Source organism: Pseudomonas sp. 1 (genome assembly GCF_056626735.1).
In genome coordinates, this window is sequence record NZ_JBWXMQ010000025.1 from 1 (window position 1) to 14,445 (window position 14,445).

General features: G+C 59.8%; 16 protein-coding genes. 12 read left to right on the forward strand and 4 right to left on the reverse strand.

Annotated features, from left to right (window positions below; genetic code table 11):
• Positions 1 to 251: 251 nt before the first annotated feature.
• Complete coding sequence (locus AC1MDC_RS26625; RefSeq protein ID WP_480394043.1) at positions 252 to 1,439, forward strand: MFS transporter; 1,188 nt, start codon at positions 252 to 254, stop codon at positions 1,437 to 1,439.
• Positions 1,440 to 1,443: 4 nt separating this feature from the next.
• On the opposite strand, the gene AC1MDC_RS26630 is transcribed toward AC1MDC_RS26625, so the two are convergent.
• Together AC1MDC_RS26630 and AC1MDC_RS26635 are read right to left on the reverse strand one after the other, a co-directional pair.
• On the reverse strand, positions 1,444 to 2,481 hold the full coding sequence (locus AC1MDC_RS26630) for an alpha/beta hydrolase family protein (protein WP_085696333.1): 1,038 nt from the start codon (positions 2,479 to 2,481) through the stop codon (positions 1,444 to 1,446).
• Between the two features lie 234 nt (positions 2,482 to 2,715).
• A complete protein-coding gene (locus tag AC1MDC_RS26635) occupies positions 2,716 to 3,327 on the reverse strand; it encodes an FMN-dependent NADH-azoreductase (protein WP_085603899.1) in 612 nt (203 codons plus the stop codon).
• Positions 3,328 to 3,455: 128 nt separating this feature from the next.
• On the opposite strand from AC1MDC_RS26635, the gene AC1MDC_RS26640 reads away from it, so the two are divergent.
• Together AC1MDC_RS26640 and AC1MDC_RS26645 are read left to right on the forward strand one after the other, a co-directional pair.
• A complete protein-coding gene (locus tag AC1MDC_RS26640) occupies positions 3,456 to 4,364 on the forward strand; it encodes a LysR substrate-binding domain-containing protein (protein ID WP_480394044.1) in 909 nt (302 codons plus the stop codon).
• On the forward strand, positions 4,361 to 4,720 hold the full coding sequence (locus tag AC1MDC_RS26645; RefSeq protein WP_085696337.1) for an MmcQ/YjbR family DNA-binding protein: 360 nt from the start codon (positions 4,361 to 4,363) through the stop codon (positions 4,718 to 4,720). The genes AC1MDC_RS26640 and AC1MDC_RS26645 overlap by 4 nt, the downstream gene beginning before the upstream one ends.
• Here the strand turns inward: AC1MDC_RS26645 and AC1MDC_RS26650 are convergent.
• Both AC1MDC_RS26650 and AC1MDC_RS26655 read right to left on the reverse strand, forming a co-directional pair.
• The gene (locus tag AC1MDC_RS26650; protein ID WP_480394045.1) at positions 4,717 to 5,145 is read right to left on the reverse strand and encodes a DUF1294 domain-containing protein; all 429 of its coding nucleotides are present in this window, start codon (positions 5,143 to 5,145) and stop codon (positions 4,717 to 4,719) included. The genes AC1MDC_RS26645 and AC1MDC_RS26650 overlap by 4 nt on opposite strands.
• Complete coding sequence (locus AC1MDC_RS26655; RefSeq protein WP_085703045.1) at positions 5,142 to 5,972, reverse strand: undecaprenyl-diphosphate phosphatase; 831 nt, start codon at positions 5,970 to 5,972, stop codon at positions 5,142 to 5,144. The genes AC1MDC_RS26650 and AC1MDC_RS26655 overlap by 4 nt, the downstream gene beginning before the upstream one ends.
• A 303-nt stretch (positions 5,973 to 6,275) precedes the next feature.
• On the opposite strand from AC1MDC_RS26655, the gene AC1MDC_RS26660 reads away from it, so the two are divergent.
• From AC1MDC_RS26660 to AC1MDC_RS26700, 9 genes are all read left to right on the forward strand, one after another.
• Positions 6,276 to 7,910, forward strand: coding sequence for a methyl-accepting chemotaxis protein (locus tag AC1MDC_RS26660; RefSeq protein WP_480394046.1), 1,635 nt, complete (start codon positions 6,276 to 6,278; stop codon positions 7,908 to 7,910).
• Positions 7,911 to 7,991: 81 nt separating this feature from the next.
• A complete protein-coding gene (pnuC, locus tag AC1MDC_RS26665; RefSeq protein WP_480394047.1) occupies positions 7,992 to 8,555 on the forward strand; it encodes a nicotinamide riboside transporter PnuC in 564 nt (187 codons plus the stop codon).
• On the forward strand, positions 8,552 to 9,076 hold the full coding sequence (locus AC1MDC_RS26670) for an AAA family ATPase (RefSeq protein ID WP_085696346.1): 525 nt from the start codon (positions 8,552 to 8,554) through the stop codon (positions 9,074 to 9,076). Before pnuC ends, AC1MDC_RS26670 begins: the two co-directional genes overlap by 4 nt.
• Positions 9,077 to 9,433: 357 nt before the next feature.
• Positions 9,434 to 9,883, forward strand: coding sequence for a hypothetical protein (locus tag AC1MDC_RS26675; RefSeq protein WP_227235489.1), 450 nt, complete (start codon positions 9,434 to 9,436; stop codon positions 9,881 to 9,883).
• Entirely contained in the window at positions 9,884 to 10,456 is a 573-nt protein-coding gene (locus tag AC1MDC_RS26680; RefSeq protein WP_480394048.1) for an adhesin, read from the forward strand. It abuts the gene before it with no gap.
• A gap of 71 nt (positions 10,457 to 10,527) precedes the next feature.
• The gene (locus AC1MDC_RS26685) at positions 10,528 to 11,517 is read left to right on the forward strand and encodes a heme utilization protein (RefSeq protein ID WP_085703050.1); all 990 of its coding nucleotides are present in this window, start codon (positions 10,528 to 10,530) and stop codon (positions 11,515 to 11,517) included.
• A 63-nt stretch (positions 11,518 to 11,580) separates the two neighbouring features.
• The gene (locus AC1MDC_RS26690; protein ID WP_085696355.1) at positions 11,581 to 12,261 is read left to right on the forward strand and encodes a C39 family peptidase; all 681 of its coding nucleotides are present in this window, start codon (positions 11,581 to 11,583) and stop codon (positions 12,259 to 12,261) included.
• A gap of 43 nt (positions 12,262 to 12,304) precedes the next feature.
• On the forward strand, positions 12,305 to 13,051 hold the full coding sequence (locus AC1MDC_RS26695; RefSeq protein ID WP_480394049.1) for a hypothetical protein: 747 nt from the start codon (positions 12,305 to 12,307) through the stop codon (positions 13,049 to 13,051).
• A 45-nt stretch (positions 13,052 to 13,096) separates the two neighbouring features.
• Positions 13,097 to 14,401, forward strand: a complete 1,305-nt coding sequence (locus tag AC1MDC_RS26700; protein ID WP_085696358.1) for a transporter — start codon at positions 13,097 to 13,099, stop codon at positions 14,399 to 14,401.
• Positions 14,402 to 14,445: the final 44 nt, after the last annotated feature.

The window sequence follows — 14,445 nt, forward strand, 5'->3', positions numbered from 1 at the left end:
TTTGCTCATTCCTGATCGTTCCCATGCTTTGCGTGGGAATGCCTCAAGGGACGCTCCGCGTTCCAGCTCTGGAAGGGACGCGGAGCGTCCCGGCTGCATTCCCACGCGGAGCGTGGGAACGATCAACGTGAGGACGTTAGTGCGTGGTGCGTGGTGCGTGGTGCGTGGAAACGATCGTTAGCCTGCTTTCTTTTATTTCAGCGCCAAGCCATGATGCGAACTCTCCCACCGCCGCCCGCGAACGAGCCCTCATGTCTGCGCAGCAAAAGCCTCCGCAAAGCTCCATGGCGATCACCCTGCAGATCGTCTCTATCGTTTTCTATACCTTTATCGCCTTCCTCTGCATCGGTTTGCCGATTGCGGTGCTGCCCGGTTATGTCCACGAACAACTGGGTTTCAGTGCAGTCGTTGCGGGGCTGGTAATCGGTTCGCAATACCTGGCCACCCTGCTCAGCCGGCCGATGGCCGGGCGCATGTCGGACACCGTCGGCACCAAGCGGGCGATTGTGTATGGCTTGTCGGGGATTGTGCTCAGCGGTGTGCTGACGCTGGTTTCGACGCTGTTGCAGAGCTTGCCGCTGTTGAGCCTGTCGATCCTGATCGTCGGTCGTCTGCTGCTGGGGATCGCCCAGGGCCTGATCGGCGTTGGCACCATCAGTTGGTGCATGGGCCAGGTCGGTGCCGAACACACCGCGCGCTCCATTTCGTGGAACGGCATCGCCTCTTACGGTGCGATTGCCATCGGCGCGCCGCTGGGCGTAGTGATGGTCGCCGACTATGGTTTCGAGAGCCTCGGCATCGCCTTGTCGTTGCTCGCGGCCGGCGCCTTGCTGTTGATCCGCAACAAGCCGTCGGTGCCGGTGGTGCGCGGTGAAAGACTGCCGTTCTGGGCGGTATTCGGGCGGATTGCGCCGTTCGGTGCCAGTCTGAGCCTGGCGTCGATTGGGTACGGCACGCTGACCACCTTCATTACTCTGTATTACCTCAATCGCGGCTGGACCGGCGCGGCGTACTGCCTGACTGTGTTCGGTGTGTGTTTCATTCTGTCGCGCCTGCTATTCATTTCAGCCATCGGGCGTTTCGGCGGATTCACCTCGGCGATTGCCTGCATGACCATCGAAACCGTCGGCCTGGTCATGCTGTGGCTGGCGCCTTCGACTGCGTATGCCTTGATCGGTGCCGGTCTGGCCGGTTTCGGCCTGTCGCTGGTGTACCCGGCGCTGGGCGTCGAAGCAATCAAGCAAGTGCCCAACTCCAGTCGCGGCGCAGGGCTGAGTGCCTATGCCGTGTTTTTCGATCTGGCGCTGGCGATTGCCGGGCCGTTGATGGGCGCGGTGGCGCTGAATCTGGGCTATTCGTGGATTTTCTTCAGTGCGGCCGTGCTGTCCGTGACCGGACTGGGATTGACCTTGCTGCTCAAGCGCCGGGCCATGGCGTGAGCGCTCACTGATCCGCCGTCTGCATTCCCGCGCGGGTCGGCCTGCCCAAGGCATGGGAGAAGAACCGCCCGGCCTCGGAAATCAGGTTGCGGTGGATGTCTTCGCGGTCCACACCATCGGCATCGGTGCACAACGCCGGCATGGCGAGGATCTGCTCTTCGGTGCACGGCGCCATGAACACGAAGTGCCCCGCCCCGGCCAACAGTTTGAAATCCGGTGCAGTCGGCAGCTTGCGCGCCAGGGCCGCGGCGTTTTTGTCGAAGGCCACCAGTTTGTCACCGTCCCCGCTGTACAGCAGCACTGGCACATGCACATCGGCCAGAGTGTGACGACCAAACTTGAGACTCAGCGGCGCCATCAGCAGCAATGCATGCACGCGCGGATCGGCCACCGGTTGCAGATCGTCGCGGTCGACAATCAACTCACCTTGAGTGTTGCAGGCGTCGCGGTCGTCCGGGCGCTCCTGGCAGTAACGGCGCAGACGATCCAGATCAGGCTGTGCACCGGACAGAATCAACGCCGTTTCGCCGCCCGCCGAATAGCCGATCACGCCAACCTGTTCGGCGTTGACATACGGCGCGAGCATGCGGTCGCCCAGCGTGGCGGTAATGGCTTCGGAAATCTGGATCGGCCGACCATAAAGGTTGCTGAGTGTGCCGAGTCGGCTGTGATCCTTGGAGTTGTCGCCGGGGTGAATCACCGCCACCACCACAAAACCCTTGCGGGCCAGTGACGTGGCCAGATCGTGCAGCGCCAGCGGCGTGCCGGTGTTGCCGTGGGACAACATCAGCATCGGGAAACGACCGATGGCGACTTTGGTGTCTTCGCCGGCCTCGACCGAATAGCCTTCAAGCAGACTCAGATGTTCGCGGTCGCTGGAGGGATAGAACGCGATGGCGCGCATCGGTTGCAGGTCGAGCGGATCGAGGAACGTCATCTCGTGATACCCGACGCTCCAGCGCGGGTGCTGCCCGGGCGCAGCGTGCACTGAATTCAGGCTGCCGAGCAGGCAAATCAGTAACGCTGCACAAAGACGCATCATGGGATGCCCCACCCTGTTGTTACTCAATCGAAAGATCCGTGGAGTTCGACGCCGGAGATTCCGAGGTTCGGTGATCCGGCGCGGCGTTGCACTCAGACGTTGATCATCGGACTGCATAACCCGGGCCAGATTATGTAACAGTCAGAAACAATAAACTCCGTATCTGGTCTTGCGAAACCAGAATACAGAGTTTTTGAGGGTTTGCCTGAACAGGAGCTGTTCTTTACGCAAGCCTTACGCGGCGGCGAACAGTTGCTCGCTGATCTTCGCTTGAGCGGCAGTCATCGCGTTGTTACGCACTTCTTCGCCGTAGGCCAGGCCTTCGGCACGCACGACTTCGATGTCGGTGATGCCGAGGAAGCCGAACACCAGTTTCAGGTAGTCTTCGTGCGCCACGCCCGAAGCCTGACCGGCGTGGATACCGCCAGCGGTGGACACGATCACCACTTTCTTGCCGCCGCACAGACCTTCAGGGCCGGCTTCGGTGTAACGGAAAGTCTGGCCGGCAACGGCGATGCGGTCGATCCAGGCTTTGAGTTGGGTCGGCACGGTGAAGTTGTACATCGGTGCAGCCACGACGATGGCGTCGGCGGCGATGAACTCGGCCAGGGTGGTGGCGCTCAGTTCGGCTTCGTGCTGTTGTGCGGCGTTGCGCAGTTCAGCGGTGGTGCCGGCAGCAACCAGGGTGGTCGACGAGAAGTGGCTGATAGCGTCGGCGGCCAGGTCGCGGTAGGTCACGACAGCGCTTGGCTCGGCGGCTTGCCAGGCTTGAGTCACTTGGCTGCTCAGCTGACGGGAAGCGGAGTTGTCGCCCAGAATGCTCGAATCGATGTGCAGCAGTTTCATGTGGAATCTCCTGGAATGAATCGCCGGTGGCGACGGAATGGTGGCAATCCTACCGATGAAACCAATAGCTGATTAGACGGCAACAATGCGATAGTTTGTCCCACTGATAGAACAGTCGGATTTCCCCCATGCAAGACCTCAACGATCTCTACTATTTCGCCAAAGTGGTGGAGGCCGGCGGATTCGCCGCCGCTGGCCGCTTGCTCGGCATCCCCAAGTCACGCCTCTCGCGGCGTATCGCCGAGCTGGAAGAGCGCCTCGGCGCGCGTCTGCTGCAACGCACCACTCGCCAACTGAAGCTGACGGCGGTCGGCGAGCGATATCTGCGTCACTGTCAGGCGATGCTGCTGGAAGCGGAAATGGCCGATGAAACAGTGGCCAGCATGTCCAGCGAGCCTCGCGGTCGCCTGCGGGTTTCGAGTCCGACCGGGCTGGCCCATGAAATGCTGCCGGTGGTGATCAGCAATTTCCTTGGCAAATATCCCCAGGTGCAACTGGAAGTGACCCTGCTCAATCGCCGGGTCGACCTCATCACCGAAGGCATTGACGTAGCCCTGCGTGTGCGCGAACACGGCGATGAAGAACCGATGCTGGTGACCCGCCGGCTGCGTCAGGCACAAATGGTGGTGGTGGCGAGCCCTTCCTTTATACAGGGAGTGGAAATCAATCATCCGCAGGACCTGAAGAGCCTGCCGGTGCTGGGCGCCCTGGAGGCGGATCGCATGGTGCATGTGCGCCTGCTCGATCAGCACGGCAAGAGTTGCGACCTGGCACTGGAAGCCCGGCTGGGCATCGACGATTTCATCGTGCGCAAGGCGTGCGTGCTGGCCGGACAGGGTTTCACCCTGCTGCCGATGATGTATTGCGAAGCGGAGCTGGATAGCGGCACGCTGGTGCAATTGCTGCCGGACTGGTCATTGCCCGGCGGCTGGCTGCAAGCGGTGTATCCGCATCGGCGCGGGGTGATGCCGGCGGTGCGCGCGTGGATCGATCATCTGGTCGAATCGTTCAACGCCTGTGGAGAACGGCTGTTATGAAACAAGGAAAGATGAGCGAAACGGACGTCGCAGAATTTTGTCTGGCCTTGCCCGGCGCGCGGGAAGACTACAAATGGGGTGGCGTGCGGGTGTTTTCGATTGCCGGCAACAAGATGTTTGCCCTGCAGGGCCTGCGCGGTGATTCGCTGGCATTCAAGGTCGACAAGGATCTGTTTCTCGGTCATTGCGACCGGCCGGGGATTCATCCGGCGCCGTATCTGGCCCGGGCGCAATGGATCATCATGCACCCGCCCTACCCGCTGGGCGCCGAGGAACTGCGAGGGCTGTTGCAGCGCTCCCATCAACTGGTGGTGAGCAAGCTGCCCAAGCGCGCTCAGGTCGGGCTGGTGCTCTAGAACAGCGCCAGGAGGTTCGAACCGAGGAACAACTGATCGATCCAGAACACCTGATGCAACGCCACGATCATCCAGAACAGGATCTGAAACGACACCTTGCGCGTCTTGTGCCGCAAGACCTGTTGAGCGATCAGCGCACCCGGCCAACCGCCGGCCAGTTCCACCGCATGGAGGATGTTTTCCGGCGTACGCCAGGCGTCGCCGCGGGCCTTGCGCTTGTCCGCCCAGTACAGGAAAAAAGCCAGCACGCTGACCAGCCCGTAAGCCGTCAGCGGTACCAGGGAAATCCCGCGCAGCCACATCGACAGCGCGCCGGACAACGGCAACGCGCAGACGATCAGCAGCACCAACAGTTTCAGTTTCAAATGCTGGATATTGCCACCGGAAGACCCGCGATCCGGGCGGCGTGCGCGGGAATCACTCATGGCTGGGCGGCCGACCAGTCGATCCATCCAAATTGCCAGGTCGCCAGAATCACCAGACCGAAGGCGATCCGATACCAGGCGAAGGCCGCGTAACTGTGGCTGCCGATGAACTTGAGCAGACCGCGCACCGCGATCATGGCGAAGATGAACGCCGTGACGAAGCCGATGGCAAACACCGGGAAGTCTGCCGGTACGAACAGGTCGCGGTACTTGTAGCCCGAATACACCGCCGCACCGACCATGGTCGGCATCGCCAGGAAGAACGAGAACTCGGTGGCCGCCTTGCGCGACAGGCCGAACAACAGGCCGCCGATGATGGTCGAGCCGGAACGCGAAGTACCGGGGATCATCGCCAGACACTGGGCGAAGCCAATCTTGAGTGCATCCGTCCAGCGAATCTCGTCGACCGTTTCGGCGTGCACTTCATGCTGACGCTGCTCGGCCCACAACATCACGATCCCGCCCACCACCAGCGCGGCAGCCACGGTGATCGGGTTGAACAGGTAATGGTGAATCAGGTCGGCGAAGATCACGCCCAGCACCACGGCGGGCAGGAAGGCAATCAGCAGATTGGCGGTGAAGCGCCGAGCACTTGGCTGAGTCGGCAAACCGATGACCACGTCGAGGATCTTGCGCCGGAATTCCCAGACCACCGCGAGAATCGCGCCGAGCTGGATGATGATGTTGAACGCCATGGCCCGCTCGCCTCCGAAATCGAGCAAGTCGGCAACAATGATCTGGTGTCCGGTACTGGATATGGGCAAAAACTCCGTCAGCCCCTCTACAACTCCAAGTATCAATGCCTGCAAGGCCGTCCAAAGATCCATCAATCCCCCAAAGAGCGATGCCAGGCGGCATGCCCCGATAGTATTTTTTACGTTCACTGCGTTCAGCGTAGCTGGTCAAAGCTGTACCGATTCCGCACGCACAGGATCCACACGAAACAGTCAAAATTCCGTGAAAAATCAATTTGGATTCAGGTTTTTACGCGCGGCGCCGAAATCCTAACAGACAAGCCGTAATAGCGCTGCCGCGTTATACGACTTGGGTCGCGTATGCCCGGTCACCGAAACGTGGTTGGATGCTGGCGGTGGTTTATTACAAGAAAAAGAATCCGGAGTGACAGCGTTATGAACAGCTTGCGCAGTGTGTCGATCAGCCGACGCTTGTGGCTCATCTTGATCGTGGCAGTCGTCATGCTGCTGACGTTGGGCGTTTTGATGCTCAAGCAGATCCATGATGACCTGTATCACGCCAAGGCCCAGAAAACCCAACATGTGGTGCAGACCGCCAGCGGTTTGCTGACGTACTACCAGGGCCTCGAAGCGGCAGGCACCCTGACGCGTGATGTCGCGCAAAAACAGGCGCTGACGGCCATTCGTGGCCTGCGCTATGACCAGAACGATTACTTCTGGATCAATGACCTTACGCCCGTGATGGTCATGCACCCGACCAATCCCAAGTTTGAAGGCCAGAACCTCTCGGCGATCCGCGACCCGGACGGTTTTGCGGTGTTCAACGAAATGGTCGCCATCGCCAAGGCCAAAGGCGCCGGCATGGTCGACTATCGTTGGCCCAAGCCGGGTGCCAGTGAACCGGTGGCCAAAACCTCTTACGTGAAACTGTTCGAGCCGTGGGGCTGGGTCATCGGTTCGGGCGTGTACGTCGACGACGTGCAGGCCGAGTTCCAGGGCCAGGTGTTCAAGGCGTCGGTTGTCGGTCTGGTCATTGCGGCGATCATGGCACTTCTGGTGATCCTGATTGCCCGCAGCATCGTCCGTCCGTTACAGGAAACCGTGAACGCCATGGCCAACATTGCCAGCGGCGAAAGCGATCTGACTCGCAGCCTCGACACCCAGGGTCAGGACGAGGTCACTCAACTGGCCCATCACTTCAATGCTTTCACCGCCAAGCTGCGCCGGGTGATCGGTGACTTGCAGGTATCCGCCAGCGCATTGGGCCAATCGTCCAGTGAGCTGGGCAACGATGCGGCACAGGCCCGGCAACGCAGCCAGCAGCAGTCGCAGCAGATGGAGCTGGTGGCCACCGCCGTCAACGAAGTGACCTACGGCGTGCAGGACGTGGCGAAGAACGCCGAACACGCCGCCAGCGAAATGCGTGACGCAGAAGCCCAGGCCCAACAAGGCCAGGTCAACATCGACAGCAGCCTTCAGCAGATTGACAAGCTGTCCGGCACCATCGATCAGGCCGTCGAAGTGATCCGCACGCTGGCGACCGAGAGCACGCAGATTGGCAGCGTGCTGGAGGTGATCCGCTCGATTGCCGAGCAGACCAACCTGCTCGCTCTCAACGCCGCGATTGAAGCAGCACGCGCCGGCGAACAGGGTCGCGGATTTGCAGTGGTGGCTGACGAAGTGCGTTTGCTGGCGCAACGCACGCAGAAGTCCACGGCGGAAATCCAGACGATGATCGAACGCCTGCAAAATCATTCCGAAGCCGCGGTGAAGGTGATCGGCGACAGCAGCAAGGCTTCGCAACTGACCATCGAGCAGGCCGGCCTGGCCAGTGCCAGCCTGAATGCCATCGGCCAGGCCCTGCGCAACCTCAATGGCCTGAACGCCTCGATTGCCAGCGCAACGCTGCAGCAGGCGCATGTGGTCGAAGACATCAATCAGAACGTCACCCAGGCCGCGGGGCTGTCCCACAGCACCGCGCTGGCGGCAGAGCAGTCGAGTGTGGCGAGCGTTCGCCTGGGCGAGCTCAGCGAACAGTTGAACGGCTTGCTGCGTCAGTTTCGCGTCTGACGCCCTTTCAGGTGGGAACTCGTTTCCCACCTGTTTTTCGGTACAATCCGCTCCCTCTTTTATTCCCCCCAAGGATCCTGCATGTCCGGGCTCGAACTGTTTGCCGCCGCTCTCGGTGTAATCGCCGTGTGGCTCACGGTCAAACAGAATCCGTGGTGCTGGCCGATCGGGCTGGTCATGGTGTTGCTCTACACCTGGGTATTCTTCGAGGTAAAGCTGTATTCGGACATGCTGCTGCAGGTGGTGTATGCCGGGCTGCAACTCTATGGCTGGTGGCAATGGACGCGGGCCGGGACGATGCACGACGGACGCGAGGTCAGCCGGCTCGACACCCGCTCGATTGCGCAAGGGCTGGCCATTGGCGCAGCGGGCAGTCTGCTGCTGGGCGCGGCCATGGCTCACTGGACGGACGCGGCACAACCGTGGCTCGACGCGGCGCTGACCGGTTTCAGCCTGGTCGCGCAATTCTGGATGGCCCACAAGCGTCTGCAATGCTGGGCTTTGTGGTTCGTGCTGGATGTGATCTTCGTCGCGCTGTTTCTCTCTAAAGGGCTGTACCTCACGGCGGCGCTGTATGCCCTGTTCACCGTAATTGCGGTGCAAGGCTGGCGCGAATGGCGTGCCGATCCGGCGTTGCAACGATGAAAGTGATTGTCCTGACCGGCCCCGAGTCCACGGGCAAGAGCTGGCTGGCGGCCGGCATCCAACAGCAGTTCGGCGGTTTGCGGGTGGACGAATATGTGCGCTGGTTCATCGAGCAGAACCCTCGCGATACCTGCCTCGCCGACATCCCGGAAATTGCTCGCGGCCAGTTGCAATGGGAAGACGCGGCACGGGCGCAGCAGCCGCGATTGCTGATTCTGGATACGCATCTGTTGAGCAACATCCTGTGGAGCCAGACCCTGTTCGGCGACTGCCCGCCCTGGCTGCAAACCGAGTTGCTGGCGCGTCACTACGACCTGCACTTGCTGCTCTCCCCCGAGCAGATCGAGTGGACGGACGATGGTCAGCGCTGCCAGCCCGACTTGAATGAACGGCTCGCGTTCTATGAGGCCACCCGGATCTGGCTGCAAACCCATCATCAACCTTTGCAGATCATTCAGGGCAACTGGGCCGAACGCCAGCAGCAAGCCTTCGACGCGGTGCGCTCACTGCTCGCGGACTGACCCAGGTTTCGGGGCGAATGCCCCGTTCCTTCCCCCTGTTTTGGGGCAAAAGTGTCCGTTCCTGAAACACTCCTGCGGGTGCAAAGTGCCCGTCTCAGCGCCCTTCATCACTTTGTCATGCGACTTGTTACGCAGATGAAACACCTGCGCGCAAACCCTTGTTCCAGAGCATTGCAATGACTTTAAGGGGTTGCGAACCCAGTGACTTGTTTCAGCGATGAAACAGATTGTGTATCAACCCTGCGTCCAATCCACACAACCCTTTGAAATCCAAAGACATCTAAAAAGCGGCACAGCTTTCGCTCTCTCCTTCACAACGCTGAACAGGCTCAGCCCACTGAAGAAGGAATTGCCGCCGTGGGGAACATCAAAAAAGCCTTTACCTGCCTTCTGCTGATCGGATCAGCCGCCAGCGCTTTTCTCAGTTTCAACGTTCAGGCCGACGGCAATGGCGTGATCGTGCTCAACCGTGACGTCCAGCCGGTCCCGATCGGCCGCAGCGGCGGCAAAGATCCCTACCCGACCACCGTCAATGCCAACCCATCGGCCCGAATCAGTCAAGCGATGACCAGCACCGAACTCAACGACGGTGAATTTGCCAGTGTAGCCAGCGGCTCTTCAATTCGCGGCAGCATCACCACCCCGACCTCGAACATTCCGGGCATGAACACCGTGACCAATCCGAATGGTTTGCCTGGAATGGGAGGTGGTCACGGCGGCGGCGCCGGTGGCTCGATCTCCAACACCGTCAACCGTGCAATGAGTTCCGGTCTTGCTCCGCTGACCCGCATGGCTGGAGGCCAATAAATGAATCGTTCTCTGCTCCTGCTCGCCCTTCTCGGCTGCACCAGCGTCATGGCCGACCCCGGTTCCGTGAACAACGCGAACATTCAGGAAACCGGCATGCAATATCGCGGCAACTACAACGTCAACCAGGCGGCCGGCGACCAGATGCAACAGACCAATACCAAAGCCATCGCCATTGGCACCCATGCAAGTGCGACCACCAGCGTCATCCAGCACATCAATACACCCGCCGAGCGCACTGGCAATGCCAGCGCCACCATTGGCGGCAACTCTTTCAGCAATGGCAACGGAATCCTGGGCGTGAACCAGGGCGCCGGGGCCAACAACCAAATGGCCAACGTTACGCGCGTCAGCATCAGTGCTGCCCCGCAGAGCGTTGACGATAGCGCCCTTTCCCAACAGAACGTGGCGTTGTTACCGAGCTCAGGAGCAACTGGCAACTCACCCGGCAGTCGCCAGGTCACGACAAGTGATCAGGCCTTCACCGGCAGCCGGGGGGTAATCCAGGTGAACCAGAGTGCCGGGGTGGGGAACCGAATGGCTAACACCCTGAGCATCCGGGTCGCTGACTGACCCAAACAAGAAGCAGTGCAATTAGAAAGTACCAACACTTAACCAACTAATAAGCACGACGGAGAAACACCATGAAACCTACAATGGCCCTCAAACCACTGGTTTTCGCACTCGCAGCAGTGATGGCAATCGCAGCACAGGCAGGCGGTCGTGATGATAATCACGGTCATGGTAACGGGCATGGCAACCATGAACCAAAAGGCCCAACCCTGGAACAACTGCTGCAAATCGGCGCTGGCGCCGGGGCGGCAGTGCTCGACACGCAAAGCAGCTCTGGCAACCTGGTCGGCAACCAAGGCACCAAAAATGATGCCAACGTCAACAACTCGGCCAATGGCACCAACGGCAACGTTGGCATGAACAACACCGCCGGCGATGGCAACCAGCAAGACAATGCCGCCGCTCTGGCAACTGCCGACGAAAGTTTCATCTTCGGCTCTGCGGTGTCGGTCTCCAGCGCAACTCAAGTCAACACTAACAACGCCGTTGCGAACTACTCCACCACAAACAACGCCAATCTCAATAACGTGGGTAACGGCGGTTCCGGCAACATTGGCGTGAACAACAGTGCCGGCAACTTCAACCAACAGAAAAACAACCTGGCAATTGCTGTATCGGGTGGTCGTGTAGCTAACGCCGCTGCTGCTGCGAACCAGACCTCCACTGGCCTGACCGTAGCCAACAACGGCACTCAAACCTACAAAAAAGATACCCTCACCGGCACTTTCGCCGGGGCTGGCGCGTTCTACGCGAAGGGCACTGCAAATATCGAAGGCGACGATCACGGTCATGGCGGATATGGCAATAACGACAGAGGCCATGGCGGCGACAAAGATCAAAAAGCCAAATTCGAAGCAGTGGGCGTCTTTGGCCTGGCAGGTGTGACCACTCAACAAGTGATGACCCCTGATGGCTGGAAAAACCCTGTGACCAACAACGCTTCCATCTCCAATGTTGGTAACAACTTCTCGGGTAACGCTGGTTACAACAACGCCGCTGGTGTTGGCAACCAACAAAGCAACTCGCTGTCCATCGCCGCAGGTTGCAAAGCCTGCATGTAATCGCGATCGAAACGAAAGCCCCGGAAACGGGGCTTTTCCTCAGTCCGCAAAGGCGTATCGATCATGCGTAAGACTGCCCTCCTCGCTGTGCTTTGCTTCTGTGGCCTGACCCAGGCTGCCCAGATGCCCGTTGCTGCCCTGCCCGGCGGCACGCTTGTCTACAAAAACGTGCAAAGCATTCGTGAGCGCAAGTTTGCCGACATCGTCGAACAGAAAACCGACTTCAGCTGCGGCGCCGCCGCACTGGCTACGGTATTGCGCCAGGCTTATTGGCTCGACGTCGATGAGGAGCACATCATCAAAGGCATGCTGGTCAATGCAGACCAGGACCTTGTCCGTACTCAGGGTTTCTCCATGCTGGACATGAAGCGCTACATAGAAAGCATCGGCATGCGCGCCAGAGGCTACAAGATTCCCCGGGAAAAACTCGACGCTGTCACGATCCCGGTGGTGGTACTGATGGAAATTCGCGGCTACAAGCATTTCGTGGTGATGCAGCGGGCGGACAAGGATTGGGTTTACATCGCAGACCCGGTCCTGGGACACAAACGCTACTCCCATGATGACTTTGTCAAAGGTTGGAACGGCATCGTCTTTGCCATCGTCGGCCCCGGATATGACAAGGCCAATGCCTTGCGCAGCCCTCCGGTACCGTTGACGGCCAAAAACAAGCTGGATGCTTTCAACCCGGTCAAAGATGCTGAATTGATGGACTTCGGGTTCATACAGAGCGACTTCTTTTAATCGCCGATTACAAGAGTGGGGCTGGATGTCCCGGGAGCAGCAGATGAAAACCTCATACTGGCTGGCCGCCGCCTGCCTGGCAGCGAGCGCATCAGGCTATGCCAATGCAGGATTCAAACCCATTGAAATCAAGGACCAGGAGCTCGCTGAGCTACGCGGTCGCTACGTCATGCCGGGCCGGATCATCAGCTTCGGTGTCGTCATGAGCAGTACCTGGCGCAACGCCAGTGGAGATCTGATCGGGGCCTCGGCCACGATGCAATTGCAGGCAGCTTCGGTAAAACCCGAATTCTACGTCTCGACCATCAAGGAACACGGCAATGGCAGTACCCCGGAACTGGGGACGGGCTCGATCGTGGGTGGTGCGGGACTCAACTCCAGCCAGGGCGTGACGCAGAGTGTGCGCGCCGCTGGCGACGGCAACTCCGCCTACAACAACGTTGCGATCAACGTCAAAGAAGCCAGTCAGGCACCTGCACTGATGCCTGCCCAGGGCCAGGCCTTGATGGCCGGCCAGACCATTTCCGGCAGCAACGGCGCCGGCAGCGTCGCGGTGTCGGCCACAGGCGGCGGTATTCAAATGGCCATTCAGGCCTCCGGCAATCAGGGTACAGCCTTGCAACAGGTCGCCCAGGGCGGACTGCTGCAAAACACCCGTTTGCTGGGTAGCGCAAACGTAGTCAACAACCTGACTCAACTCAACGTTGTCCTTAACAATAACGGCATGAGTGCCGGCGCACTGGACTGCAACCTGACTCAACTCAGGGCACTACGCAATATCGGATATTGAACTACGCTGAGTCTCGATCATTGGGCTTAAAGGGACGGCTTATTCATGTATCGATCAGTATCACTGCGTGCCGCTGTATGTTTGAGTACTCTTCTACCTGCGGCGATGCTGCAAGCAGCACCCGACGCAGATGTGGAAGCCCTGAAACAGGAACTTTTGGAGCTTAAGCAACGATACGAAGTGCAACAGAAAGCCCTGGCGGTGCTCGAACAACGGGTCCGCCAGGTCGAAGACCAACCCGCTTCTCCTCCCCCAAAACGCCTGGCCAAATCGCCTTCGGACATGAAAGGCAACCGGGTCGCCGCCGGCACCGGGGCTGCAGCAGCATCGGGGGGCGCCGCCGGGGGAAGTGGCGCATCTTATGGCCAGTCGCTGGCCGATGATTCGCAACCGGCACAGAGTGTGTCCAACCTGTACGACGAAGCCAGCGGCTTCTTTGGCGGCGGCAAGTTCAGCTTTGAAACCGGCGTGACCTATTCACGCTACGACACCCGCCAACTGATCCTCAACGGCTTCCTCGCCCTGGACTCGATCTTTCTGGGCAACATCAACCTCGACCGGATCAAGGCCGATACCTGGACTCTCGACCTGACGGGACGCTACAACTTTGACAACCGCTGGCAGTTCGACCTGAACGTGCCGGTGGTCTACCGTGAATCGACCTATCAGTCAGGCGGCGGCAACGGAGGCGCCTCCAATGTCACCACCGAACAGGACGTAAGCCGCGACCCGACCATCGGCGACGTCAACTTCGGCATCGCCTACAAGTTCCTGGACGAATCGGTCAACACCCCGGACGCCGTGGTTTCCTTGCGGGTCAAGGCGCCAACGGGCAAGGATCCGTTCGGGATCAAGCTGCGCCAGACCGATGCCAACTCGAACCTGTTCGTGCCTGACACCCTGCCTACCGGCAACGGCGTCTGGTCGATCACCCCGGGCATCTCGCTGGTCAAGACGTTTGACCCGGCCGTGTTGTTCGGCAGCCTGTCCTACACCCATAACTTCGAGGAATCGTTCGACGACATCAGTTCGACCGTCAACCAGAAAACCCCGGGTAAGGTACGCATCGGCGACAGCTTCCAGATTGGCGCAGGTGTTGCCTTCGCGCTGAACGAGAAGATGAGTATGTCGTTCTCCGTCTCGGACCTGGTGCAACGCAAGAGCAAGCTGAAACAGGATGGCGGCGATTGGGAATCGGTGGTGTCCAGCGACGCCAACGCCGGTTACTTCAACGTCGGCATGACCATCGCGGCCACCGACAACCTGACCATCGTGCCCAACCTGTCCATCGGCATGACGGACGATGCCCCGGACTTCTCCTTCAGCCTGAAATTCCCGTACTACTTCTAATCACCACACATGAAAAGGCCCGCTGCGATTTGCATCGCAGCGGG

What these genes read in the sequence shown, in the direction of transcription:
- AC1MDC_RS26625 (WP_480394043.1), top strand. Translation starts at nt 252, where the DNA reads ATGTCTGCGCAGCAAAAGCCTCCGCAAAGCTCCATGGCGATCACCCTG.
- AC1MDC_RS26630 (WP_085696333.1), bottom strand. Translation starts at nt 2,481, where the DNA reads ATGATGCGTCTTTGTGCAGCGTTACTGATTTGCCTGCTCGGCAGCCTG.
- AC1MDC_RS26635 (WP_085603899.1), bottom strand. Translation starts at nt 3,327, where the DNA reads ATGAAACTGCTGCACATCGATTCGAGCATTCTGGGCGACAACTCCGCT.
- AC1MDC_RS26640 (WP_480394044.1), top strand. Translation starts at nt 3,456, where the DNA reads ATGCAAGACCTCAACGATCTCTACTATTTCGCCAAAGTGGTGGAGGCC.
- AC1MDC_RS26645 (WP_085696337.1), top strand. Translation starts at nt 4,361, where the DNA reads ATGAAACAAGGAAAGATGAGCGAAACGGACGTCGCAGAATTTTGTCTG.
- AC1MDC_RS26650 (WP_480394045.1), bottom strand. Translation starts at nt 5,145, where the DNA reads ATGAGTGATTCCCGCGCACGCCGCCCGGATCGCGGGTCTTCCGGTGGC.
- AC1MDC_RS26655 (WP_085703045.1), bottom strand. Translation starts at nt 5,972, where the DNA reads ATGGATCTTTGGACGGCCTTGCAGGCATTGATACTTGGAGTTGTAGAG.
- AC1MDC_RS26660 (WP_480394046.1), top strand. Translation starts at nt 6,276, where the DNA reads ATGAACAGCTTGCGCAGTGTGTCGATCAGCCGACGCTTGTGGCTCATC.
- pnuC (WP_480394047.1), top strand. Translation starts at nt 7,992, where the DNA reads ATGTCCGGGCTCGAACTGTTTGCCGCCGCTCTCGGTGTAATCGCCGTG.
- AC1MDC_RS26670 (WP_085696346.1), top strand. Translation starts at nt 8,552, where the DNA reads ATGAAAGTGATTGTCCTGACCGGCCCCGAGTCCACGGGCAAGAGCTGG.
- AC1MDC_RS26680 (WP_480394048.1), top strand. Translation starts at nt 9,884, where the DNA reads ATGAATCGTTCTCTGCTCCTGCTCGCCCTTCTCGGCTGCACCAGCGTC.
- AC1MDC_RS26685 (WP_085703050.1), top strand. Translation starts at nt 10,528, where the DNA reads ATGAAACCTACAATGGCCCTCAAACCACTGGTTTTCGCACTCGCAGCA.
- AC1MDC_RS26690 (WP_085696355.1), top strand. Translation starts at nt 11,581, where the DNA reads ATGCGTAAGACTGCCCTCCTCGCTGTGCTTTGCTTCTGTGGCCTGACC.
- AC1MDC_RS26695 (WP_480394049.1), top strand. Translation starts at nt 12,305, where the DNA reads ATGAAAACCTCATACTGGCTGGCCGCCGCCTGCCTGGCAGCGAGCGCA.
- AC1MDC_RS26700 (WP_085696358.1), top strand. Translation starts at nt 13,097, where the DNA reads ATGTATCGATCAGTATCACTGCGTGCCGCTGTATGTTTGAGTACTCTT.